The sequence below is a fragment of the Neobacillus oceani genome (assembly GCF_046237595.1).
GTDB lineage: Bacteria > Bacillota > Bacilli > Bacillales > Cytobacillaceae > Bacillus_D > Bacillus_D oceani.
Genome location: NZ_CP143543.1, coordinates 1,786,865 through 1,809,347, shown reverse-complemented (window position 1 = coordinate 1,809,347; position 22,483 = coordinate 1,786,865). Strand labels below are relative to the sequence as shown.

Here is a 22,483-nt window from a genome sequence, read left to right as displayed (position 1 = left end):
GCAGGGCGTGCACCCTTACCGGACTCACGGGACCGGTTTAAAAGGTGGTACCTTATGCAGATTTTTTGTCTGTTGAAACTTCAAACATGTCGTCTTTTACTGGGTCCCTTCCAGGCAGGATCAGGTTCAGCAATACCCCGATGATTGCCGCGAGCGCCATGCCGTGGATTTGAAAGCCATTTGTTATCTTGATGAACGCTCCTCCGATACCGATTACGAGGATGACGGATGAGATGATGAGGTTCCTGTTGTTGCCAAAATCAATATTGTTGTCAACAAGCATCCTCAGGCCGGAAGAAGCGATGATACCGAAAAGCAGGATAGAGATGCCGCCCATGACGGCTGGCGGGATTGAGCCTATGAGTGCGGTAATTGTTCCACTGAAACCGAAAAGGATTGCCGCCACCGCCGCCCCAGCAATGACATACACGCTATATACCTTTGTAATGGCGAGGACGCCGATGTTTTCACCGTAAGTTGTTTTCGGCGGGCCGCCAATCAATGCGGAAATCATCGTTGCCGTACCGTCGCCCAAAATGGAGCGGTGAAGGCCAGGCTGTTTAATGTAATCACGGCCGACTACCTTGCTCAGCACAAGCTGATGGCCGATATGCTCAGAAATCGTCACGACCGCGACCGGAACCATCAAGAGGACGAGATCCAACGTTATATTTATTTTATAATCGACAAACGGAATGATGAAATCAGGCATTACAAAAAGATTCGCATTTACTACCTTTGAGAAATCGACAAGACCCACCGCCATCGAATACACGTATCCAATGATAATTCCCGCAAGGATTGGAATGATGCTCAGTACCCCCCTCGCATAAATCGAGAATATAATTGTGGCGATAAGGGTAACCAGAGCCGCCGAGAAATGTAGCATGCTGTAATTTTCCGGTTTATCTAATGTATTCATCGCCATCCCGACAGCGGTTCCCGCCAGTGAAAGGCCAATGACCATGATGACCGGCCCCACCACAATCGGAGGAAGAAGATTCATGATCCAGCGATGTCCCGCCTTCTTAATGATCAGGGCGACGATGCCGTAAACGAGGCCAGCCATGAAGCTGCCAATCATCGCGCCGCCAGGGCCGCCCATTGCCTTCGCGCCGATTATCGGTGTAATAAAGGCAAACGATGATCCGAGATACGCTGGCACCTGCCATTTTGTAATTGCGAGGAAGGCCAATGTTCCAAGGCCGCTTGAAATGAGGGCGATTGCCGGGCTTAGATCCACAAGGTAAGGCACAAGGATCGTCGCGCCGAACATGGCGAATAAGTGCTGTAGGCTAAGCGTAATCATCTGGCCGAGCCTCGGTTTTTCGTGTACATCCAGGATTGGGTTGTTCATTCGTTTCTCCTCCGATTTTAATAGGATTTGCATGTATTCCTTATTCAACTGAAAACTTATCTAAAAAAGCACAAATCATGTTAGCAAAAAAAACCTCCCTGCGTCCAGAACACAAGGAGGTTAAAATGCATGCCGGACTTTTTTTCCGGCTTGTGGCAGCGCACACCCATGGCGCGGCCCGGCATTTCCCCCTTTGCAGGCTCTCTGGACTGCTTTAAAAGGGCTATTCGGTTGTTTTTTCGATTATTTCGTATATGCTTACTTGGTCGCAGCCGTCCACTTCTTCGAGCTCGACGACAATCCGTTCTGAACTTGAGGTTGGGATATTTTTACCGACATAATCGGCCCTGATCGGCAATTCGCGATGGCCCCTGTCCACAAGGACTGCCAGTTGGATTTGGGCTGGACGTCCTAGGTCCATGATCGCATCCATTCCCGCCCTCACCGTCCTGCCGGTATAGAGAACATCGTCCACAAGAATGACTTTTTTATTCGTTACTCCACCCGGGATATCGGATCCCTTCACATGCGGTTCCTGGTCGTCGGTTACTTTGGTCAGGTCATCCCTGTATAAGGTTATATCGAGTTCTCCAGTGGCTACCGAGGCTCCTTCGATTTGGCGGATCCTTTCAGCAAGGCGCTCCGCGATGTAAATGCCTCTTGTCCGAATCCCGACAATGACACATTCTTCGATTCCCTTGTTTTTTTCGATGATTTGGTGGGCTATTCGTGTAAGCGCCCTTCTGATAGCCTGTTCATCCAACACAATTGCTTTTTGGCCCATCATTCCACCTGCTTTCTCATAGGCTCGGTTATCTGCTTGTTGATTTCCGCTACGGGCACACGCTTTCCGCAGGAGTCGGTGCCCTTCGCTGCAATCTACTTAATAAAATCATCTATAATCCCTAAAATACTCTGTTTAAAGATATGTCCATAAAAAAACCTCCCGCAGTTGTGGGAGGTTGGATAGTCACATGTAGCCACACCCCCTATTTCGGGTGTGTGATTGTCCGTTCCTTCCCAGCCTCTCTGGACTGCATTTAAAGGGCTTATTAATCTATAGATATACTACTTGAAGCATTTACCCGTGTCAACCATTTTTGCGCAATTCCTCGAGTAAATTGTCGAAATACGCTGGCAGCGGGGCTTCGAACTCAAGATATTCGCCCGTCCTGGGATGCTTAAAGCCAAGGACTCCGGCGTGGAGGGCCTGGCCGCCAAGTTCAAGCGTTTTTTTCGGGCCGTATTTTGGGTCTCCCGCAAGCGGGTAGCCAATATATTTCATGTGGACCCTAATCTGATGGGTTCTTCCAGTTTCAAGCTGGCATTCGATGAATGAATAATCGCCCAGCCTTTCAAGGACATGGAAATGGGTAACGGCATGTTTCCCGTTATCAACGACCGTCATACTTTGCCTGTCTTTTGGATCCCTGCCTAGAGGGGCCTCAATCGTTCCATAATCGTGGGGTATGCTTCCATGGACAAGCGCCTTGTACTTCCTTGTGACCGATTTTTCAACGAGCTGGTTCACGAGGCTTTCATGCGCCATGTCATTTTTCGCAACCATGAGGAGGCCGGATGTATCCTTGTCAATCCTATGGACGATACCAGGTCTCAGCACTCCGTTTATCCCGGAAAGATCCGTGCAATGGTACATGAGCCCATTTACAAGGGTTCCGGTCAAATGGCCTGGAGCCGGATGGACTACCATCCCTTTTGGCTTGTTCACCACAAGGACGTCCCCATCTTCATAATAAATATCCAAATCCATATTTTCCGGAATCGCATCAAGCTCCTCGGGCTCCGGAATGGATATTTCAATAACATCGTGCTCAGCGCATTTATAATTTGTTTTTACCAGCCTGCCATTTACAAGGACAAGGCCATCCTTTATCCATTGCTGGACCTGGGTCCTGGACCATTCTTCATTCAGGCTTGATACCGCCTTGTCTATTCTGTCACCCTTCTCGCTCTCAGCGATGGTGTGTACCATTTTTTCCATATGTTTTCTCCTTCTTGCTTTCGCGCTCTTCTTTCAGCATCTGGAACATCAAAAGGCTCACGCCGATAACGAGCGCGGAATCAGCAATGTTGAATACTGGGAAATTGTAGTTGAAAATATACGTGTGGATAAAATCGACTACTTCCTTGCGGTAAACCCTGTCAATAAAGTTGCCGATTGCCCCGCCAAGCATAAACCCAAGCGAGACACCCAAAAGCCTGCTTCCCCCAGCAGCTTTACGCATGTAATACACGATTCCTATGATGACCACAACGGTAATGACATAAAAAAACCACATTTGCCCCTGGAGGATTCCCCAGGCAGCTCCCTTGTTCCTGTGGGAGGTTATATATAGGATATCCTCGATTACCGGGATGCTGTCCCCTATATTCATGTTTTTTACAATCAGCCATTTGGTAAATTGGTCAAGTGCAATGATAAATGCCGCAATTACGTAATAAAACACCAAGTGAACCCTCCACATCTTCTCGATGACTTCTTATGCATTTTAGCACAAACAAGCATACTACCACAATCAATGGCGCCGGCACTTTTTTTCAAAAAAAACAGCCGCCCTGCAAAAGCAGGTGCGGCCCACACTTTTTAATCAACCTAATCTTACAATTGAGAGGTTTCCTTCACAACACTAGCGCAGCGGGCGCACAATGTCGGATGATCTGGGTCCGAACCGGTATCGGTTGTAACAACCCAGCATCGGTCACATGTCTCGCCTTCCGCCTTCGAAACCACAATCGAAGCATTCTCTAGCTTCAGCGCCTCTGCTGAAGCTTGTTCCGCTTCGCCAGCCACCTCTAATCCGGAAACGATGAAAAGCTGTTTCAGGTCCTCATCGATTGAATCAAGGAGCTCCCTTGTTTGTTTATTTACATAAAGGGTTACCTTAGCGGTCAGTGACTTTCCAATTACTTTTTCATTGCGTGCTTCTTCTAATGCTTTCAGGACATCATCCCTGAGCTTCATAAACGCTGTCCATTTTTCCATTAGCGCTACCGCATTGTCATATTCCTTGTATTCAGGCATATCGGTCAGTTGAACACTTTCCTCTTTGACGCCCGGAATGAATTCCCAAACCTCGTCCGCTGTATGGGATAAAATCGGGGAAACGAGCTGTGCAAGGGAAACGAGCGCCTCATAAAGAACGGTTTGAATTGCACGCCTTGCCTTGTTATCCTTTGCTTCGATGTAAAGAATATCTTTAGCAAAATCCAGGTAGAACGCACTCAAGTCAAGGGTGCAGAAATTGTTGACCGCATGGTAAATTCCCGAGTATTCATACTTATCGTAAGAGGTTCTCACCTGTTTGATGAGCCGGTTGAGCTTCACGAGCATGAATTGGTCAACTTCGCGCAGTTGTTCATAGGAAAGGGCATCTGTTTCCGGATTGAAGTCTGCCAGGTTTCCGAGCAGGAATCGGAATGTATTCCTGATTTTCCTGTATACTTCGGCAACCTGCTTCAGGATGGCATCGGAAACGCGCACATCGGATTGGTAATCGACCGAAGCAACCCAAAGGCGCAGGATGTCGGCACCCATCTGGTTCATGATTTTTTCAGGTATCATGACGTTTCCGAGTGACTTACTCATTTTCCTGCCTTCCCCGTCCAGGACAAATCCATGGCTCAAGACCCCTTTATACGGCGCCTTGCCAGTCACGGCAACAGCGGTAGAGAGCGATGAGTTGAACCAGCCGCGGTATTGGTCTGAGCCTTCCAAATAGAGGTCGGCCGGCCGCTGCAGGTCATCCCGTTCTTCAAGGACCGCCTGATGGGAAGAACCGGAGTCGAACCAAACATCCATGATATCGGTTTCCTTCGTAAACGTCCCATTCGGAGAACCTGGATGTGTAAAGCCTTCAGGGAGAAGATCCTTGGCCTCCCTTTCAAACCAAACATTCGAACCGTGTTCACGGAACAAATAAGATACATGCTCGATTGTTTCATCCGTAATGACAGGTTCGCCATTTTCAGCGTAGAAAACGGGAATCGGCACGCCCCAGACACGCTGGCGGGAAATACACCAGTCGCCTCGGTCGCGGACCATATTGAACAGGCGTGTTTCCCCCCACGCCGGAACCCATTCCGTTTCTTTAACCGCTTCAAGCAGTTCGTTCCGGAAGTCCTTAATGGAAGCGAACCACTGGGCGGTTGCCCGGTAAATAACCGGCTTTTTTGTCCGCCAGTCGTGCGGATAGGAGTGGGTAATGAACGATAGTTTCAGCAGGGCTCCCGCTTCGTCAAGTGCCTGTGTGATTGGCTTATTTGCTTCATCATAAAAAAGGCCTTCCAAACCTTCCGCCTCGGCTGTCATATAGCCTTTGTCATCCACAGGGCAAAGCACGCCAAGCCCATATTTCTGGCCTACATGGAAGTCATCTTCCCCGTGGCCAGGAGCTGTGTGCACACACCCGGTCCCTGCATCAGTAGTTACATGTTCACCAAGCATGACAAGGGAATCGCGGGCGTAAAGCGGATGGGCTGCTGTAATATACTCAAGCTCGCTGCCTTTTACCTTCCGGGCAACTTCATAGGAATCCCATCCAATTTCTTTTGCCACTGACTCAAGAAGCGCCTCGGCAACAACATATTTCTGTCCGTTTACCGAAACAACCGCGTAAACGAGATCAGGATGTACAGAAATCCCTAGGTTGGCTGGAATGGTCCAGGGGGTTGTTGTCCAGACTACAATGCTCGTATCCGTATCAAGGACACCTTTGCCGTCTTTCACTTTAAATGCCACATATATAGATGGAGATTTTTTATCTTTGTATTCGATTTCCGCCTCAGCTAGAGCGGATTCACTTGAAGGTGACCAGTAAACTGGCTTGAGGCCCTTGTAAATATAGCCTTTTTTCGCCATTTCCCCGAATACTTTAATTTGCTGCGCCTCATATTCAGGTTTTAGGGTGATATATGGGTTTTCCCAATCCCCCCTGACTCCTAGCCGCTTGAATTGCGTCCGCTGGCTGTCGATTTGGCCAAGCGCGTATTCGGTGCAAAGCTGCCTGAATTCGGCTACGGTCATTTCCTTACGCTTAACCCCCTTATTCGCCAATGCCTGTTCGATTGGCAGGCCATGAGTATCCCATCCTGGCACATACGGGGCATTGTAGCCTGTCATGGACTTGTGGCGGACAATGATATCCTTCAGGATTTTGTTGAGGGCATGGCCCATATGGATATCGCCGTTCGCATACGGTGGGCCGTCATGCAGAACGTACATCGGGCGGCCTTTTGTCCGCTCCTGTACTTTTTTATAAATATTCTGTTCTTCCCATTTCGCCTGGATTTCCGGCTCCCTTTTTGGAAGGTTGCCGCGCATTGGAAAATCCGTTTTCGGCATCAACAATGTGTCTTTGTAATCCATTTTCTTTTCCTCCTGAACTTACATGCCATTTATTAGGGACGTTTTGGTAAAAATAAAAAACCTCCCCGTCCCAAATAGGGACGAGAAGGTTTTGCTTTCCCGCGGTACCACCCTGATAGGCAGCATAGTAACACGCCGCCCGCTCAAACATCCGTAACGTGGAATTGGCGCCGCAGCTTACTAGGCTTTACTTAAGCCTTTCAGTGCGGGACTCTTGGGTGATTTTCCAATTTCCTGCTTTTGCCGGCTCCCACCATTCCCGGCTCGCTAAAAAAAGCTTGTGAAATTGTACTGTCCCTTTCATTGCCTGTTAGTCTTTTCAATTCTTATATTAGGAAATTATATGCCATAAGGAAGGCATCCGTCAAGCGAGCGAGTCCTCTTCCTCCGTTGCCTTCAGCTCGGTCGCATCCAGCTTGTAGTCGAGCAGGTGATCCCAGTCGTCGTTGTTGATCATATCAAGCTGCGCTTCGATGAGCATTTTGAAACGAGTCCTGAATACTTTGGATTGTTTCTTCAGGTCTTCAATTTCAAGGGCGATTTTACGGGCTTTCGACAGGGACTCGTTTACAATCCTGTCCGCGTTCTTCTCGGCTTCCTTGATGATAAGCTTTGCTTCCTTCTGGGCAATCCGCTTAACTTCCTCGGCCGCTTCCTGGGCGATGATAATGGATTTGTTCAGCGTTTCCTCAATGTTGGTAAAATGGCCGAGACGGTCATTCATATCATTCAGGCGCTCTTCCAATTCCTTTTTTTCACGAAGGATCAGTTCATAATCCTTGATCACTTGATCGAGAAATTCGTTTACTTCGTCTTCATCATATCCCCGGAATCCCTTTGTGAATTCCTTATTGTGAATATCCAATGGTGTTAATGGCATACCGCAACCTCCCTTAAATTGAGTATAATCTTTATGCAGGAGGGCTCGATTTTCGCTCCCTGCTTGTTTGCTATGTATTTATCTACTAGTTAATTCGACAGGAACAGGCATTTTCCTGCATATCGCTTTAAAATTATTTTTGTTTTCCGGCGACAATCCGCCATTTTTCTTTTTTAGTTTTCCCCTCAATCGAAAGCACCCTTGCGCGGCCATATCCCCGGACAGAAATCATATCGCCCTCTCCCAACTCGAAAGCGGGATTCACAGCCTCTGCCCAATTTACCTTGACAAGCCCCTGTTGGATGAAGAGCTGGGCTTTTTGCCTCGATAAATGATGGATGGCGGCCAGTACAGCGTCGAGCCTCAGCGAACTTACGGTCATCGATTCTTCGGACCAAGTTTCAGCCGGCTGAAGCGCCTGCCCAATCGGAATTTCACTGACGCCTACCGAGGCTCTTCCGATTGACTCCAGCTGCATTTTCACGAAATCCGCCACTTCGGAGGCGCAAAAAAATTGAGCTTTTCCTTCTCCCATCAGGATGTCCCCGTATTTCCCCCTTTTGAGTCCAATTGACATTAGGCTCCCCAGGACCTGGGGATGTTCGATTGAAACAAATTTCGAAGGGTACCGGATATCCATCAGGCTGATTTGGAATTCTTCCTGCCCTGCTACGGCATAGTCGGGAAGCAAAAGCGCCCGTCTTCGTTCGGCATTTTCGGTGCCTCCAGAAAATTGGACCCGGACTTCTCCGTTCTCACCGATCAGTGTTTTAAGAATATGCTGCTCCCTTGGATCGAGAAAGTCGGTCAATTTCATCGCATAGGAAGTTTCCACCTGGCTCTTCCATTGCAGCGCCTGATCGATGAACTCCCTTTCCGAAGGCCTGAAGTGCTGGTAAATATTCATGTATTTGCTCCTAGAATCAAAAGTCCCTCAATCAAAAAGACTGGCCGCCTGAGCCAGCCAGCCTAAAAGCCAATGCGGCCGTCAAAACCAGGTGAATACCCTGTACAGGCCTCTCATCGCAAATTGGAGAACAAGGATGGCGACAATCGGAGAGATGTCAATCATCCCAAGCGGAGGGATGAACCTTCTGAATTGCTCTAGATACGGTTCACAAATCCTCGCCAAAAATTGCCCAATCGCAGTCCCTCTCGCGTTAGGAAACCAGGACATTAATATGTAGATAATTAAAGCCCAGATATAAATATTAATTATTGATGTCAATACATTCACAATTACAGCCATTAACTGTTACCACCTCGAATCTTGAAAATCATGTTCATGCATCAGCTCGGAAATATTGCCGGAAACCTCGACATTATCCGGGGTACACAGAAAGATGCTCAATCCAATTTTTTGGATGTCCCCGCCAATCGCGTATACGGTACCACTAAGGAAATCCACAATCCGTTTAGCCTGATCATGGTCGATCCGCTGTAGGTTGACGACAACGGCCCTGCGGTTTTTCAGGTGATCGGCAATTTCCTGGGCTTCGGAATACATTCTTGGCTCAATCAGGACCACCTTCGAATTGGATGCCTTTTGGACGCTTTGGAGGCTTACGACATTTTGCGTCTTTGCCGCCTGCTGTTTTTGCGGTTTTAACGGCTCAGGCTCTTCAACATAGCCCTCTTCTTCCTCGTATTGATCATCCAAAAAAAAGAAATTTTTAAATTTCGATTTAATGCTCATCTACCTGCACCTCCATATCGTTTTTTCCGACGAGGGACGTGCCGATCCTGACCATCGTCGCTCCTTCCTCTACGGCAACTTCATAGTCATTCGACATCCCCATCGACAATTCCGTGCACGGGGCATGCGGCAATCCCATCGCCTTTATCATGTCCCTTAATTCCCTGAGTTTTTTGAAGCAATTTCTGATTGCTGCTTCATCATCCGTCAGGGGAGCCATCGTCATTAGCCCATCGATCCGGATATTCCCGTATTGCTTAACTTCCAAAATGAACGGAACAACTTCCTCGGGTTGGAGCCCGTGCTTCGATTCTTCTCCCGAAACATTTACCTGGACGAGGCATTTTACTTCATTTTCCGCCCGCTTATCAATTTCTTTGGCTAGAGACAGCCTGTCCAAGGAATGAATATAATCGACTTTCCCGATGACATTTTTCACTTTCCTAGATTGCAGAGATCCGATGTAATGGAACGAGGCCCTTCCGCCGAGGGAATCCCACTTTTTAAGAAATCCGTCATCACGGTTTTCCCCTATGTCCCGAATCCCCGCCTCCACTGCTTCCATAGCCCTTTCCGTACTGACATATTTTGTTACGGCAATAATTTTCACTTCATCAGGATCCCTATTGGATTTTAGGCAGGCATCTGCAATCCTGGCACGTATATCTCTAAGATTTTCTGCTACCCCCATTACCTCAAAGAACCCTCCTTCCAACCAATAAATCCAAGCATCCTCCCGGTCTTTCCCTTGTCCCTGCGATGTGAAAAGAAACTTCCTCCCCCGCACGACGAACAAAGACCGGTTGTCGAAATGTTACGCGACGGTATTCCTGCCTCTTCCAGCAAGAGTTTGTTCATTGCCTGAAGGTCGAAGGAATACTGCCCGGCGCTAATTTGATTATATGGTTTTTTTTCGACATGTTCTAGTCTCTTTTCCGCAAAAGCTATTACCCTGTCATCAACAATGTAACAATTTTTGCAGATCGATGGCCCTATCGCCGCCAAAATAGCCGTAGGCGATATTCCTTCCGACTTCCAGGCATCGATCATTTTCGGGCCGATCCCATTTACTGTACCCTTCCAGCCGGCATGGGCGATGCCTACCATCCCACTCCCCGGATCAAAGAAATAGAGCGGGACACAATCCGCGAAACAGAGGGACAGCAGGAAGCCTGGCTCGTTTGTATAAAAACCGTCTGTATCCGGGACGGAATCACTGTAGGCGGCTGCTCCCCTTCCCTTTAAACTGGAGCCCACTTTGACAATGTTCGTCCCGTGTGTCTGCTCGGCACCGACAATATCCAGAAGCGAAAAGCCCGCGAGCCTGGCGATCGCCTCCCTGTTCTTCTTTACGAGATTCTGATGGTCACCAACATGGAATCCCGTATTCATGCTTTCATATTCGCCGGTGCTATAACCCCCGGCCCTTGTGGTAAATCCCGCGGAAAGCCCGGGATAATCCTTCATCCAACCGCCAAGAGCTAAAATTGATTCATTTTGTGAAATAAATGGTTCCATGGTTTTCCCCTGTTTTTTCTCTAGTTTACCACACCACGCCTAAATCCGACAGGCTAACTTACCCGGCGTTGTTTTCCTTGCCTTCAGAAGCAGATTTATGCGTTAGCCCGCTCGCCCTCACAAGGATTACGTCCTGGCCAATCTTTAGAATATTTGCCCATGGAATGACAGTGTCCTCATCTTTGCCAAAAAAGCCAAGTACCCTTCCCGCACCGCCAATCACCACCGCCTGTATTTTCCCGGTGGCAAGGTTTATGTCTATATCAGTTACATTGCCAAGCTTTTTTCCATCGGCGACATTAATGACGTCCTTCATCTGAAAATCGGATATCCTCACCATTGCGATCCACTCCTGTCATTTGCTATTTAAACTATATGACAGAAGGACAGGAAAATTGTCAAGGGCGGAGAAAACTTGGAAGGCCACCCTTTTTTTCCATGCATCGCAGCCTTTCCTTCAAGGCTTCCGTAGTGAGGATTCGGAAAAGAACAAAATGCGGAAGCGCCTTGTTCAGCCCCGACAAGCTTAAGACGGGGCCCGCAGGACGGGCCTGCCCTCCGGAGGGAACCGGCTTAAGACCTCGAGGGGCTAGGCGCTGGAGCTGGATTACAATAACTTATTTTTGAGATATCAACAATGTTCAATTTTATATTTCCCTAAAAAATGAAGAAGCCGCCTTTACGGGGCAGCTTCAGCTTTGGATATTTTTATTCATTTGTTTAATGGCTGCTTTTTCAAGCCGTGATACCTGCGCCTGAGAAATCCCTATTTCATCCGCGACTTCCATTTGCGTCTTCCCTTGGAAGAAGCGTTTTCGCAAAATTAGCTTTTCCCGGTCATTCAGCCTGCGCATCCCTTCCTTAAGCGCGATTTCTTCAATCCAATGGGTATCCTTGTTACGTTCATCGCTTAATTGGTCCATCACGTAGATTGGGTCCCCGCCGTCATTGTAAATGGGTTCGAACAGGGAAACCGGATCCTGGATTGCATCAAGGGCAAAGACAATTTCTTCATGGGGAACTTCAAGAACCTTCGCAATTTCTTCCGCGGTTGGCTCCCTTGATGTTTCGCCCATCAGCTTCTCCCTGACCTGCAGTGCCTTGTAGGCAATGTCCCTGAGCGACCTGGAAACCCGGATCGGATTGTTGTCACGTAAATAGCGCCTAATCTCACCGATAATCATCGGCACCGCGTATGTGGAAAATTTTACGTTCTGGCCTAAATCAAAATTATCGATCGACTTCATGAGGCCGATACAACCAACCTGAAATAGGTCGTCGACAAATTCTCCGCGGTTGTTGAAACGCTGGATGACACTCAGCACGAGCCGGAGGTTGCCGTTGACTAGCTTTTCCCTTGCAGTTAGGTCCCCTGCCTGCATTTCACGGAAAAGCATGCGCATTTCATCGTTTTTCAATACAGGAAGCTTCGATGTGTCGACGCCGCAAATTTCAACCTTATTTCGGGTCAATGCCTTTTCCCTCCTTGTAGGAGCTGCTGTTCAAAAAACAGTATCTCCTTGGAAAGGAAAAATATGCAGGGCCACATCCGCCCGGAGAGGGACGTAAAAGCCGAATCCCTTTATGTTCGCGATTTCCGGCTTCAGAAAAAAATTTTGGAGCCTTATTTTAGGCGGGTTAGACCATTTTATTGAATTCCTTGCGCAACCTTTTGATAATCCGTTTTTCGAGCCTTGAAATATAGGATTGTGAAATGCCTAACATATCGGCGACATCCTTCTGCGTCTTTTCCTCACCATTCGCCAGCCCGAAACGAAGCTCCATAATTTGCTTTTCCCGGTCCGACAACTGGTGCAGCGCTTTGGAAAGCAGCTTTCGGTCGACATTTGCCTCGAGATCCCTTGTAATAATATCGTCATCCGTCCCAAGGACATCCGAAAGAAGAAGCTCATTTCCATCCCAGTCAATATTCAGTGGTTCATCGAATGAAACTTCCGACCGGATCTTGTTGTTCCGCCGCAAATACATAAGGATTTCGTTTTCAATGCATCTGGAAGCATAAGTGGCAAGCTTGATCTTTTTCTCTGGATTAAATGTGTTTACCGCCTTGATAAGCCCTATGGTGCCGATGGAAATCAAATCCTCGATATTGATACCCGTGTTTTCGAATTTCCTGGCAATATAAACGACAAGCCTCAGATTTCTTTCAATCAGGATGGAGCGTGCGGCTTTATCCCCCGCTGGAAGCTTTTTTAAAAGGACTTCCTCCTCCTCTTTGCTAAGCGGTGGCGGCAGTGCTTCGCTGCCCCCTATGTAATGGACTTCTTCACTTTTCAAGCCAAGCTTAAATAGCAGCCTGGACCAGTAATAGTAAAAACGGAGCCTCCATTTTTTCACGTTTGTTCCTCCTTCTAAAAAAAGTATCTGTGAGTATATTAGTATTAACTTGCCATGCCGGGGCCTCCCGGAACGCCTGTCAGCATCTTTGGATGGACAATGCACTCAAAGGACCCATCGGATGAAAGCTCCTGAAGCGTAAATGAAACGAGCACTTTGTTCGTGCGAAACGTTTGTTCACCTTGCGTTATGGCAACCATATCCGGTTTGATGGCAAGCACCAGCCGGTTTTCTTCTCCAACTACCGAATAAGGGACAATTCTTACGCGATGCCCCCATTCGCTATCCAAAGGTTTGTCTCCATAAATAACCGATTCGGGATCGGCTGATGCGGCCACGAGTGGAGGAGGCAATGTTCCAATCGTCTTTTTCACTGAAGCAAACATGACTGGCAGCCTTGTTATCGGGTCATACAGCTGGTTTCCGCTGTCAATTAAGCCGGTAAAGTAAAGCGATTCTCCATTTATAGTGATAATGACATTGACAAGCTGGTCGAACTTGATTTTCGCCATTTCAATGGCCCCAAGCCTGTTTTTTGAAAAATGCCATGCGAGTGGAAAGCCAATCAATACAAATGCCCAGCTTACCGGATCCCCGAACCCGGCCGAAACGGAAGAGAGGAACGCCCTTGATGCTCCCCCGCCTGTTTGCAGAAAATAATGGGTTCCCATCATTGCCCCCCCGATCAAAAACGTCGAGAGGTAGAGGGCGGCTAGTGATGACAAAAAAAATCTCATCCCTTTGTAGCCAAAAGCAGTTAAGACCATCAAAACCGAAAACAGAAGCTTGGAAATGGGATGCCCTGCATAAGTGCCAAAAGGAGTGAAATAAAGCAAGATAATTAGGGAGCCGATGAAACCTCCAGCCGCTATTCTCCAGGGTGGAACAGCCCGTTTCAATACAATTGACGCCAAGCTGAGTAGGAGGCAGTCAAAGAGCAGATTCAAAGCCCAGATTACATCCAAATAAACAGTCACACGCATAATCTCCTCGGTCGGGATCCTGATAGACAGGATGCCGTGTTCTGTTTACGAAAAAGTATATAGCATCACGAGGTTGAAAGTGTGTCGATTCCTGTACGTGAAATGATGGAATTTTCAACGATTCCCCTCAGCTTTTGCCAATATCTATGTTTAATGCTTTCTTTGGCAAAGAGAAATGGTAGACTTCCATTTCGCCAGGCAAGCTTCCTGGAATCATTTCGAAGAGACAGGTGGTTGTTCTGCCTGCCACGAAGCACATGTCTCCGCGGGCTGCCCCCGATTTAATCTATAAAAATAAAACTATCAGCGCTGTTCTTTTGAGAGTTTTGGAAAAAATAAAAGCACGCCCTTTTTTCATCGGGCGTGCTTCGACTTTATTTTTCAGCTAGCGGGAAAAACCGCCATCATTACCTTCTTCTGTTTCGGTTCCGAAGGAATGTCGGGATATCGAGTGTATCTTCCTGTGAGACCGACGAAGGCCGTTGGGGCTCCTGAACTGGTTCTTCACGTTTAGGTTCCCTCTTTACAGTGCCAATCGAAGGCTTCGGCTGCCCGAAAGACGGACGGGCTGATGGCCTTTGCTGAATGGATTCTTCATTGAATCCAGTCGCTATGACCGTAACAAGAATTTCATCCTTCAAATTTTCATTAATGACTGATCCGAAAATCATGTTCACTTCCTGGTCAGATGCTGAAGCAACGATATCAGCAGCTTCCTGGACTTCATACAGGCTAAGGTTGGTTCCGCCGGTAATGTTCATCAGAACGCCTTGTGCGCCATCAATTGATGTCTCAAGAAGTGGAGAGCTGATTGCTTTTTTGGCTGCTTCTGCAGCGCGGTTTTCACCTGAAGCGACCCCAATCCCCATTAACGCCGAGCCTTTGCTGGACATAATCGTTTTTACATCCGCAAAGTCGAGGTTAATTAGCCCCGGCACGGCGATAAGGTCGGAAATACCCTGGACCCCTTGCCGTAATACATTGTCCGCTTCACGAAATGCTTCAAGCATCGGAGTGCTCTTGTCAACGATTTCGAGGAGACGGTCATTCGGAATGACAATAAGGGTGTCAACAGCGTCCTTCATCCCGGAAATGCCCATGGCTGCCTGTGTCTGCCGTTTTTTTCCTTCAAACGTGAACGGGCGTGTAACAACCCCAACAGTCAGGGCGCCAAGGTCACGAGCGATTTGGGCAATGACAGGAGCAGCGCCGGTACCGGTGCCTCCGCCCATTCCGGCTGTAACGAATACCATGTCGGCTCCACGGAGTGCTTCCTCAATTTGTTCCTTGCTTTCTTCGGCGGCCCTTTTACCTACTTCAGGATTTGCGCCGGCTCCAAGCCCTCTAGTTAGCTTCGCGCCAATTTGCATTTTCACTTCAGCTTTGGACAGATTGAGGGCTTGGGCGTCTGTATTGACAGCGATGAATTCAACCCCCTGGACACCATGTTCAATCATGCGGTTTACAGCATTGTTTCCGCCGCCCCCGACGCCAATAACTTTTATGGTAGCTAATTGATCTAAATTTGTATCAAACTCCAACATGACAAATCCTCCTAATTCGTCCAATTTCCTTGTCGCCCTGTCGCCCCGTTCATTAGAGGCAAATAGCCTGCCTGATTGTCTATAAAGAAAAAGGGATTCAGGCAGGAGATCCCCCGATTTCAATCGATTCATCAGTCAGTGTATGGAAAGCAGTTTTAAAACATTTTGCCTATTCAAAAAAGTAGCCAAAAAATTTCTTTACTTTCGTGGACATTTTTTCTTCAGGCTGTTTTGCCTGCTTTTGCGCGGCTTGCTGTTTTGGCACCCTGTTTTCCTTCTGGTCCTGGGAATGCGGAACGCTTACCGACTGGACATAGCCATCAAGCTTGCTGTTTCTGCTGGCATATTTGATTAATCCGACTCCCGATGTGAATTGTGGTTCCCTGACACCGATGTAATCAGGAATGGCCCTTCTTACCCTGCTTTGGAAAACCGCCTGGGCAAGTTCGAGCACTCCTTCCATATTCGAGACGCCGCCCGTCAGGACATAACCGCCAGGGAGGTCGCTGACTCCCATCCTCCTCAATTCATTCAGGACAAGATCAAATATTTCTTCCAGCCTCGCTTCAATGATCTCCGATATTTCTAGCTGGGTAAATTGCTGGTGCTGGTCGCTTCCTATAACAGGGACGCTGAAAACTTCATCCCCCGATGCTTGCTCGTAAAAGGCATGTCCATACTTGATTTTGATTTTTTCGGCATTTTCCGTTGAAGTCCTAAGCACGATGGAAAGATCCTTCGTAATATGTTCACCGCCAACAGGAATCACGCTTGTGGCAATCAGGCGGCCTTCATCGAATACCGCGATTGTTGTTGTGCCTCCCCCGATGTCGACTAGGGCAGTACCGAGGTTTTTCTCGTCGTTTGAGAGGGAAAACATTCCGGATGCAAGAGGCTGGAGCGTAATATCAAGAATTTCGAGATTCGCCCGTTCAACACATCGTAAAACATTATGTAGGATCGTTTTGTAGCCTGTTATGATTGTGCCTTCCATTTCAAGCCTAACACCCATCATATTGATAGGGTCAGTAATTTCGTCCTGGCCATCGACAATGTACTGGTGTGGCACCACATCGATGATCTCCCTTTCAGGCGGAATGGAAATAACCTTGGCTGCATCTTCGACACGGATGATATCCTCCCGGGTAATTTCCTTGTTGTCACCGGAAACGGCTACTACCCCGTGGCATGGCTGGAGCATGACATGGTTCCCTGTAATCCCGACAATGACTTGCCTGATTTCCATTCCTATCATTCTCTCGGCCTGTTCGACTGCTTTTTTAATAGAATGAACGGTCTCTTCTATATCAACGATGGCCCCTTTTCTAAGCCCGGCTGATTTCACGTTGCCAACTCCGATAATATTTAACGAGTCATTGACCTTCTCACCAATGATTACTTTTACACTGGATGTACCGATGTCAAGACTTACAAATATCTCATTGTTGTTCATCCTATGGCACCTCCTTCAGCAAATACTGCACTTTCTACTAGATTTATCGTTCAAAAATTGTAAATATAATTATATATTATAAAAATATTCGTCAGAACGAAATGATTCCCTTTAAAAAATATCAAATTTTTTCTGTTTTTTCACGTGATGCCGTCCATTTGGCCAGCATAATCCGCCTGATGACCGCAATGTTCTGGAAAAGCCTGACTCCAAATGCGAACACAGCAGCTAAATACAAGTCTACACCAAGATGGACTCCCAGGAAAGCTAAACTTGCGGCAAGGATTATATTAAAGAAAAAACCGGAGACGAAAACCTTTTCGTCATATATATTCTGCAAATGCGCCCTGATTCCGCCAAACAGGGTATCCAACGCGGCAAGGACGGCAATCGACAAATAATTCGAATACTCATCAGGAATCCTGATTTCGGTCATTAGTCCGAGAATCACTCCGATGATGAGCCCCAGGACTGGAAGCCACATTAGGAATCCCCCCCTTCATCGGTCTTGGCTGGCTTCATTGTGTTTATCCTGATCGGGTTTTCAAATGCCTCGATAGTAATTTCCTGTATTGGATCTGAAACAGTTAACCGCAGGTTTTCAATGAAGAACTCTTCCATTGATTGCGAAGCTTTCATCCGGTTGGAGAGTTTTTCCGCGGCCTGTATATTTTCAGCGATCACCTTTATTTCTATCGGAAGCGCAGAGAGCCGATGGCCATCTATCCTTGTTTCCGAGCTTATTTCACGGATGACCGTCGAATTGATTATTCGCTGCCCATCAATGGATATTTGTTTCGCTTCATACATATTCAATTCATTTGTCAGCCTTTTTAATAGATCGGGAGTAACAGTAGTGCTGATCGGGTCCCCAATGAGGACCTCCTCAAAAACCGGTTCGATCGTTAGGATAATGCCCGGCCCGGTTATTTCAGTAAAACCTGCCTCTATCTTTAATTCCTCCAACGTTTCCTTAAGTACCTGTTCTTTCCCATTTTGCCTCTTTGTTTCATACCCGGCAAGTTTGTCCTCGGCAGACCGGATTTCACCCAGAAGTTCCGACTGCAATTTCTTTTCCTTAAGAATGTCCTGCCTTAGCTGCCAAATATCCCTTGTATCGCGTACATCAACTGGTTCCTTAACGGTCTGGAACTGGATGGCGATCATAAAACCGATGATGGCGGCCACGATTGAAAAGCTGGTAAAATTCTTTTTTTGCTTGTCCACAGTTTTCACCTAACCTTCTTCGTGGACATGAGTTAATTAGCTGCCCAATATCGGATTGAAATGAATAGAGTCTTTTTTCTCCAAAGTAAAAACGATGTTGTCATTCACAATCTGGTCCCTGACGCCGCCTGTCATATTGAGGGCCGATTCCAGGACCGCCGGGTCACCGATCGCCGATATAACAAATGGAGCGGGATGCTGTTTCCCGTCGACGGTTATGACGGGGCCATTGCAAACGATATACGATTTTGCGGATAGCCTTTGGCCATTAATGGCAACAGCTTCCGCGCCGGATACATACAATTCATTCACTACCTTGAAAACATGGTATTCATGTACGAGGTAGTTATTAATGTTTTGTTCATCAGGATTATAATCACCATCGGCCAGCGAGACCTGTATTCCCGGCCCCTTCACTTTTACCTTGCCAAGGTACATCCGAAATTTTTCAGCTTCCTTTGCGATTGATGAGTATGCTTCTTCTCCTTTTGAAAGTTCTTGTTCATTCTGAAGGACTTTTGCTTGTTTTTTATTGTATTCCCTTTGAAGCTTACGGTTCTCCTCCTCCAGGTAAATGAGCTGGTTCCTCAGGTCCAGTGTCCGCTCGTAATGGCTGCCTGTGACTTGTTTGTTTTTATGCTTGTTTTCCACGAGGGTTAAATGATAGGAAAAGGCCATAATGTATCCAAGAACAAGGCAAACGAGCGATAAAATCACATGTTTACCCCTCACTTTCTTCATCAAGGCCTTCCTCCCCCTTTATTTCATATGCTTTAAAATAGGACCCGACTTCCAAATCGATGACTCCTTTTACGTTTGGGTCAAGCTGGCTCACAATTGATGGATAATGAACCATTTTTTCCGCGAATGTCCTTAAGGAAGCACTAACTTCAAACCCGTCATTCATAAACAGTGACACATGGAATTCATCTGTTTTTTGGGGAGTATAGTGGATTTCTGAAATGGAATTGTAAATTTCCTCTGGTAGCGTAAGGAGGGAAGAACACATTTCATCAAGCACTTTGCCTTCCTTGAATCCCATCAGGACCGGAACATTTTCTGAAAGAGACTCCTTTTTGTTCCCGGGTAGTACTTTTCCGTTTTCCATTACCGGGTAAAATCCTGCATCCATGGCGAGATAAGCAATCCGCCTATGCTCTGTTATGTTGATGAGGATCTTATTTGGTAGTACGAGTTTTACGCTGGCACTCTTTATTTCAGGTAACTCTGTCAATTTTTTGGATACCGCGTCCTTTTGAATTTTCCAAATGTTCGTCTCGTAGGTTATTCCGGTAACTTTCACAAGTTCCGTGTCTTCGTAAGCCGAATTTCCCCTTACCTCCACTGCACTTACGTGGCTGAGCGGGGATTGTATGTAAATGACACCGGCAATCAGGAAAAAAAACATAAAAAGCAGAAGAATCAGCCTTCTATTCGCCTTTTTCCGCCGTTGTTCCTTCAATTTCGGTATTCTGTCTTCAAGTGTGAGCACTTTGCCCTTTTGCATTCCTGTTCACCCCATCGTGATTAGTGAAAAAACTCCCTGTAAAGGAAGGGATAATCGAAAACAACGGCACGATCGTCTCATGCCGCCGTTTCTGGTACAACTTTTCGCCTAATCCAATGGAAATATTATAGCATACAATTATATGCCAGTATGATGATTTTCCTGCTATTTTCGGCCAATTATTTCGACTTCGGTTTCCATGCGGATGCCATTAAGGGAGAAAATCGTATCCTTGACATGCTGGATGAGCGCCAGGACATCCTCTGCGGTCGCGGTGCCGGTATTGACGATAAAATTCCCGTGCATTTCCGATATTTTCGCGCCTCCGATTGAGTGGCCTTTTAGCCCGGCATCTTCAATCAGCCTTCCTGCATAATTAGGAAGAGGATTTCGGAAAATGCTGCCCGCGCATGGAAAATTCCACGGCTGGGTTTCCTTTCGATAGTCCTTGTTTTTTTGAAGTTCCGCTACAATTTCCTCCCTGTTCCCTGCTTCAAGCTGGAAAACAGCTTCAAGGACAATCCCCGGCCTTTTTTTCTGAAGGATCGAGGACCTGTAGGAGAATTCCAGTTGTTCATTTGATAGCCACTCCGCTTTGCCATCCTCGAATAGAATATGAGCCTTTTTTAAAACTTTGCTAATATCCGAACCGTGGGCGCCGGCATTCATGTAGACGGCCCCGCCTACCGAACCCGGAATTCCTCCGGCAAATTCGAAGCCTGTTAGCCCTTTCCTGCTGACTGAGGTGGCGAGCGAAACGAGTGATTGTCCGCCCCCGACCGTTATTTCGGTTCCGTTCTGTTCCAATTTGTCCAGGCCGCTGCCGAGTTTGATTACAACCCCTTCAATCCCCCGGTCCGAGACGAGCAGATTTGACCCACGCCCGATTGCCCGCCAAGGTACACCGTGCTGCCTTACAATTTCCATTGTTTTAAGCAGGTTTTCGATTGAGGACGGCTCAACAAAAATGTCCGCGGGCCCGCCAATTTTTATTGTTGTATGCTGTGACAGCGCCTCCGACTCTTTTATTTTTCCAACTTCGGCCATTTCAATTTCTTTCTTTAGCCCATCCATAAGATCCCTCCCTTTCTGATTACAAACGGAGTTTTTTTTAGTGTATGCTATGCCTAATTAGTGGTTCGTTTCATTTCTCCCTAGGGACGCCTCCCAGCAGGAAGTATTAGGCTGCGTCCCCTCGCTTTGCTTCATCATTATGTAATGCCCGCGGCAAATTTGTTAATGAATCTTGTTACTTGAAGCCGATATTCTACAGACCAGCGAATGATTTTAAAACCGCCCCTCACAAACTAACCAGGAAAACTCGAAAAAAAAGCACCCGCTTCATTTACCCTCATTCTACTATATTTTAAACACAGAAACGATGAAAAGGGTCGTTTCATACATGGCATTTTTATCCTCAGCAAATCCAAAGTGAAAAAGAACCCTGCAAGCGCAGGGCCTTGGTTAATATTTTACATAACGGCTAATGTTCAATAGTACCCCGATTGCCATGAGCATAAGGGTCAGCGATGAGCCCCCATAGCTTAAAAAAGGCAATGTGATCCCTGTAACAGGCATAAGCCCGGTTACAACACCAATATTGATCATCACTTGAATGGCAACCATGGAAATAATGCCCACAGCGAGGAAACTCCCAAACAGGTCTGGAGCGCCGAGCGCAATCTTAATCCCTCGCCAAAGGAGGAGGGCAAATAAAAGGAGAATAAGCGAGCCCCCGATAAAGCCCAGCTCTTCGGCAAGAATCGCAAAGATGAAATCAGTCTGTGGTTCCGGTAAATAAAAGAATTTCTGTCGACTCTCGCCTAGTCCCAGCCCGAAAAGGCCGCCCGGCCCGATTGCATACAACGACTGTATGATCTGGAAGCCACTGTCCTGCGGATCGGACCAAGGATCAAGAAAGGAGGTTATCCTTTTAATCCTGTATGGCGCCGATATGATTAATCCAGCGAAACCGGCTACACCTAGAAGAATCAGCCCAGCGAAATGGAGTATCCTTCCCCCGGCCACGAATATCATGACCAGGCATGTTCCTACCATGACTGTACCAGTACCCAGGTCGGGCTGAAGCATAATTAGCGCAAAGGCAATGAACACAAGCCCAAGCGATGGTACGAGGCCTTTCCGTAAAGACGTAATGAACTTCTGGCGCTCCGAAAGGTATTTTGCCAAAAATGCAATCATCGCAAGCTTCATGAATTCGGAAGGCTGAATGGAGAAAGCCCCGACACCAATCCAGCTCCTTGATCCATTCCTGACATTCCCGACCCCTGGAACGAGGACAAGGAGCAGTAGGAAAAAGCAAATAATGATAATGACTTTCGCCCAAGTGCGCCATGTCAGATAATTGATGTTCATGATGAAAAACATTGCGGCGATTCCGACCCCGGCAAACAGCACTTGCCTTTTTGCGAAGAAAAAGGAGTCATTGAACTTGAATTCCGCCCAAATCGCACTTGAACTATAGACCATGATAAGCCCGAAAGCGAGCAGCGCGAATGTCACGGCCAACAGGATCAAATCGGGAGAATTTTTTTTTACTGGCACTGCCAAACA

The 22,483-nt window shown here is 47.2% G+C and carries 23 protein-coding genes and 1 other annotated feature; all 23 genes read right to left on the bottom strand.

Annotated features, from left to right (window positions below; translation table 11 throughout):
* Positions 1 to 52: 52 nt before the first annotated feature.
* Positions 53 to 1,357, bottom strand: a complete 1,305-nt coding sequence (locus tag V1499_RS09050; protein ID WP_409275577.1) for a solute carrier family 23 protein — start codon at positions 1,355 to 1,357, stop codon at positions 53 to 55.
* Positions 1,358 to 1,580: 223 nt separating this feature from the next.
* Entirely contained in the window at positions 1,581 to 2,141 is a 561-nt protein-coding gene (gene pyrR, locus V1499_RS09045; protein ID WP_409275575.1) for a bifunctional pyr operon transcriptional regulator/uracil phosphoribosyltransferase PyrR, read from the bottom strand.
* A gap of 306 nt (positions 2,142 to 2,447) precedes the next feature.
* Positions 2,448 to 3,359: an RluA family pseudouridine synthase gene (locus V1499_RS09040; protein WP_409275573.1), complete on the bottom strand. Its 912-nt coding sequence runs from the start codon at positions 3,357 to 3,359 to the stop codon at positions 2,448 to 2,450.
* The gene (gene lspA / locus V1499_RS09035; protein WP_316568450.1) at positions 3,331 to 3,843 is read right to left on the bottom strand and encodes a signal peptidase II; all 513 of its coding nucleotides are present in this window, start codon (positions 3,841 to 3,843) and stop codon (positions 3,331 to 3,333) included. The genes V1499_RS09040 and lspA overlap by 29 nt, the downstream gene beginning before the upstream one ends.
* 134 nt (positions 3,844 to 3,977) lie before the next feature.
* On the bottom strand, positions 3,978 to 6,743 hold the full coding sequence (gene ileS / locus V1499_RS09030; RefSeq protein WP_409275571.1) for an isoleucine--tRNA ligase: 2,766 nt from the start codon (positions 6,741 to 6,743) through the stop codon (positions 3,978 to 3,980).
* Positions 6,744 to 6,816: 73 nt separating this feature from the next.
* Positions 6,817 to 7,056 (bottom strand) — a binding site (T-box leader).
* Positions 7,057 to 7,107: 51 nt separating this feature from the next.
* Entirely contained in the window at positions 7,108 to 7,623 is a 516-nt protein-coding gene (locus V1499_RS09025) for a DivIVA domain-containing protein (protein WP_053366125.1), read from the bottom strand.
* 133 nt (positions 7,624 to 7,756) lie between these two features.
* Positions 7,757 to 8,530 (bottom strand): RNA-binding protein, encoded by a 774-nt coding sequence (locus tag V1499_RS09020; protein WP_409275568.1) that lies wholly within the window; start codon positions 8,528 to 8,530, stop codon positions 7,757 to 7,759.
* Between the two features lie 81 nt (positions 8,531 to 8,611).
* Entirely contained in the window at positions 8,612 to 8,872 is a 261-nt protein-coding gene (locus V1499_RS09015; RefSeq protein WP_409275566.1) for a YggT family protein, read from the bottom strand.
* 6 nt (positions 8,873 to 8,878) lie between these two features.
* Positions 8,879 to 9,319: a cell division protein SepF gene (locus tag V1499_RS09010; RefSeq protein ID WP_409275564.1), complete on the bottom strand. Its 441-nt coding sequence runs from the start codon at positions 9,317 to 9,319 to the stop codon at positions 8,879 to 8,881.
* Positions 9,309 to 10,010, bottom strand: coding sequence for a YggS family pyridoxal phosphate-dependent enzyme (locus tag V1499_RS09005; protein WP_409275562.1), 702 nt, complete (start codon positions 10,008 to 10,010; stop codon positions 9,309 to 9,311). Before V1499_RS09005 ends, V1499_RS09010 begins: the two co-directional genes overlap by 11 nt.
* Entirely contained in the window at positions 10,010 to 10,837 is an 828-nt protein-coding gene (gene pgeF / locus V1499_RS09000) for a peptidoglycan editing factor PgeF (protein WP_409275560.1), read from the bottom strand. The genes V1499_RS09005 and pgeF overlap by 1 nt, the downstream gene beginning before the upstream one ends.
* 58 nt (positions 10,838 to 10,895) lie before the next feature.
* Positions 10,896 to 11,177, bottom strand: a complete 282-nt coding sequence (locus tag V1499_RS08995) for a YlmC/YmxH family sporulation protein (RefSeq protein ID WP_409275558.1) — start codon at positions 11,175 to 11,177, stop codon at positions 10,896 to 10,898.
* Positions 11,178 to 11,529: 352 nt separating this feature from the next.
* Positions 11,530 to 12,309, bottom strand: a complete 780-nt coding sequence (gene sigG, locus V1499_RS08990; protein WP_053366118.1) for an RNA polymerase sporulation sigma factor SigG — start codon at positions 12,307 to 12,309, stop codon at positions 11,530 to 11,532.
* A gap of 166 nt (positions 12,310 to 12,475) precedes the next feature.
* Complete coding sequence (gene sigE, locus V1499_RS08985; RefSeq protein ID WP_316568441.1) at positions 12,476 to 13,195, bottom strand: RNA polymerase sporulation sigma factor SigE; 720 nt, start codon at positions 13,193 to 13,195, stop codon at positions 12,476 to 12,478.
* Between the two features lie 44 nt (positions 13,196 to 13,239).
* Positions 13,240 to 14,172 (bottom strand): sigma-E processing peptidase SpoIIGA, encoded by a 933-nt coding sequence (spoIIGA, locus tag V1499_RS08980; RefSeq protein WP_409275555.1) that lies wholly within the window; start codon positions 14,170 to 14,172, stop codon positions 13,240 to 13,242.
* 413 nt (positions 14,173 to 14,585) lie between these two features.
* Positions 14,586 to 15,722 (bottom strand): cell division protein FtsZ, encoded by a 1,137-nt coding sequence (gene ftsZ / locus V1499_RS08975; RefSeq protein WP_409275553.1) that lies wholly within the window; start codon positions 15,720 to 15,722, stop codon positions 14,586 to 14,588.
* 169 nt (positions 15,723 to 15,891) lie between these two features.
* Positions 15,892 to 17,175, bottom strand: coding sequence for a cell division protein FtsA (ftsA, locus tag V1499_RS08970; RefSeq protein WP_409275551.1), 1,284 nt, complete (start codon positions 17,173 to 17,175; stop codon positions 15,892 to 15,894).
* A gap of 121 nt (positions 17,176 to 17,296) precedes the next feature.
* Complete coding sequence (locus V1499_RS08965; protein WP_409275550.1) at positions 17,297 to 17,659, bottom strand: small basic family protein; 363 nt, start codon at positions 17,657 to 17,659, stop codon at positions 17,297 to 17,299.
* Positions 17,659 to 18,402: a DUF881 domain-containing protein gene (locus V1499_RS08960; RefSeq protein ID WP_409275549.1), complete on the bottom strand. Its 744-nt coding sequence runs from the start codon at positions 18,400 to 18,402 to the stop codon at positions 17,659 to 17,661. The genes V1499_RS08965 and V1499_RS08960 overlap by 1 nt, the downstream gene beginning before the upstream one ends.
* 36 nt (positions 18,403 to 18,438) lie before the next feature.
* On the bottom strand, positions 18,439 to 19,143 hold the full coding sequence (locus V1499_RS08955) for a DUF881 domain-containing protein (protein ID WP_409275547.1): 705 nt from the start codon (positions 19,141 to 19,143) through the stop codon (positions 18,439 to 18,441).
* Complete coding sequence (locus V1499_RS08950; protein ID WP_409275545.1) at positions 19,124 to 19,909, bottom strand: cell division protein FtsQ/DivIB; 786 nt, start codon at positions 19,907 to 19,909, stop codon at positions 19,124 to 19,126. The genes V1499_RS08955 and V1499_RS08950 overlap by 20 nt, the downstream gene beginning before the upstream one ends.
* A 165-nt stretch (positions 19,910 to 20,074) precedes the next feature.
* On the bottom strand, positions 20,075 to 20,983 hold the full coding sequence (murB, locus tag V1499_RS08945; protein WP_409275544.1) for a UDP-N-acetylmuramate dehydrogenase: 909 nt from the start codon (positions 20,981 to 20,983) through the stop codon (positions 20,075 to 20,077).
* 390 nt (positions 20,984 to 21,373) lie between these two features.
* Positions 21,374 to 22,474, bottom strand: coding sequence for a stage V sporulation protein E (spoVE, locus tag V1499_RS08940; RefSeq protein ID WP_409275543.1), 1,101 nt, complete (start codon positions 22,472 to 22,474; stop codon positions 21,374 to 21,376).
* Between the last annotated feature and the right edge of the window lie 9 nt (positions 22,475 to 22,483).